Source organism: Luteibacter sp. 329MFSha (assembly GCF_900111665.1).
Classification (GTDB): domain Bacteria; phylum Pseudomonadota; class Gammaproteobacteria; order Xanthomonadales; family Rhodanobacteraceae; genus Luteibacter.
Window position 1 is genome coordinate 1 of record NZ_FOJE01000008.1, and the last position, 2,265, is coordinate 2,265.

The 2,265-nt window shown below is 56.2% G+C and carries 2 protein-coding genes and 1 pseudogene; all 3 read right to left on the reverse strand.

Features of this window, described 5'->3' with window-relative positions; all coding sequences use genetic code 11:
• Positions 1-122, reverse strand: a pseudogene (locus BMW54_RS19090) (N-acetylglucosamine-6-phosphate deacetylase); the annotation flags it as partial.
• Positions 123-140: 18 nt separating this feature from the next.
• Positions 141-1,244, reverse strand: a complete 1,104-nt coding sequence (locus BMW54_RS18335; protein ID WP_090059124.1) for a type II toxin-antitoxin system antitoxin DNA ADP-ribosyl glycohydrolase DarG — start codon at positions 1,242-1,244, stop codon at positions 141-143.
• 1 nt (position 1,245) lies between these two features.
• Positions 1,246-1,896, reverse strand: a complete 651-nt coding sequence (locus tag BMW54_RS18340; protein ID WP_090059126.1) for a type II toxin-antitoxin system toxin DNA ADP-ribosyl transferase DarT — start codon at positions 1,894-1,896, stop codon at positions 1,246-1,248.
• Positions 1,897-2,265: the final 369 nt, after the last annotated feature.

Here is a 2,265-nt window from a genome sequence, read left to right on the forward strand (position 1 = left end):
GAACCGACCGGCGGCATCGCGTCCGTCACCAGCATCATCTTCTCGCGCGCCTTCGCGGCGATCGCGACGCGCAGCGACGCGGGATGCACGTGGTGGCCGTCGACGATCAGGCCGCACCAGCTCGCGGCCGGTGAACGGCGTCAAATGCGCTGATTGCGAGCCCGGGATGTAGCAGAGTCTCCGAAGGGTGGGAGCGCCGTGAGATGAGAGAGCGCGGTTTGAATTGCATGATCGTCGAACAGAGCCATTTTGCGCTTACCGCCGTTTGGCCAAGCGGATAATGCTTGTCGCAATGCGCCAACTTCAGGCGCAACGCGATCGTGGGACAGCAACCAGCCGACAGTACCGAGAAGCTCTAGACCGAATGGACTCTCGAAACCATCGATCGTAGCTGTGATGCGATCTAAAGCCCGTCGATACGGTTCGATCTCTCGACTCTTGATATACGTGCTCAGGTGCGATCGCTTCGAGTCGTCGAACCAAATTACATCCGTTGGCTTGGCGTCAGAAATGCGCATATCGCAGTGCAGATAGCTTCCATCTAAGCTATTAAGCAAATGATTGAGTTTTGGAGCGTACGGCCCGTAAATATGTGCCTTGAACTCCAGCTTGAGTGGGTCGTCGACATCCTCGGCCGCGATAAAGACCTCAAGAAGCCAGGCGAGCTTCTGAATCTCGAGCAACGTGCAATCGAGCCCGAGAACCGAATACCGGCGCACTAGCTCGGCGACAAGCGCCCTCGCCGGCGTGAGGCGCTCGACACCTTCTCGCTTGGCGACATTTTGATACGACGATGTTGGCTCAAAAACCAAAATATCGACGGCATCGAGTTCACTGAGCGCTTCCACGAGCAGTCCTCGTACGCGGTGCCAATCCAGGCCGCCGTTACCGGCACCAAGAGGAGGGATCGCGATAGATCTAATCCGATTATTAAGGATGACTGCTTTTAGATCGATGAGGCCGCACTCAATCCATTCGAGTTTGGAAGGGCTTCGCCAGTGTCGCTTGGTCGGGAAGTTGACGACGTAGCGCGGACCGGACAACTCTGCAGTCTCCGTAACGAACATCTCGCACACGTTCACGTCGCCACGTTTACACGCCGCGCGATACAAGTCGTAATTGAGTGGGAAACGCTCCTTAAACATAAGTGCGATTCCCTTACCCATCACACCTTCAGTGTTGACAGTATTGACCAATGCGTCGCACTTGGCCTCGAGCAAATTTCCGCTAGTGAATTTGATCATTTTAGAAGTACCAACCTGGTCGGACCAGAACTGACAGCTTCATCGCACGTTTCGCCAAGAGCGACTCAATGTTGGCCTTGACGAGATCTGTTGCGCAGACGATACCTTTAAGCTTATCGGCGGGCAGGTGACCGTGGATAAGTGCTTCGGCCTGATAGCGTTCCATCTTTCGCGGATCGTCCGGGTCACCTGAAAAATCGCGGCGCTGCAGGAGTTTCCAGTCAACCTTCGAAAGCTCTGCGGTTGAAGCGAAGTACTCGGTCAGCCTCATATAGGCATGTCCATTCGTGAAGACGAAAGGATGCGAGGTCGAGGCGAGGCTGTGAAGGTCTGCAACGAGGATCACGATCTCTTCATTGCTCCTCTTCACTACGCCGCTGCGGCCCGATTTGATGTTTAAGAGCATCGGAGAGAACGGCGTGAAGTAGAACGGCACATAATCACTCAACGTCCCGTTCGGCGGAATAGGCACGGGGTGCGTCGATCGTTTTGAGATGAGGTCAGCGTTCCCGATGTTTATATACGATGGGTCGCGGACGTCGGAACTCGCGCAGTGGATGCCATGGTCTAGGATCCACTCCAGATTGTCTCTGTGGGTAATTCGCCAGATGTATGCCTTTTCGGGACAGAGCAGATCTTCGTACGTCCGCATTTCTCATCTGCCTCAATGGCTTACTGCCAATAAGCATAGCAGGTGGCGGTGACGTTCGACAGGCGGTCAGCCATCAACCGGATTATCGCCGCCCGGTCGCGTACCAATCGCCGCGCTACGTTCGCGTGGGCGTCCGTTACGACTTCTGATCAAACGACGTGCCAACGCGCGCCCGGACGACGTATCCGGGCGCGTTTACGAAGGATGATTCCCCAGATTGGCCGGCGCGGAGCGCCGGCTTTTTTATGGGCCGACGAAAAACATCGCCGATGCGATCGGCGATGGGTGCTGGCGTCAGGCGGTATGGACGCGTACGCCGCCGATCCAGGTTTCCGCCACGTGCTGCGTTTCGTCGAGCACGACGAAGTC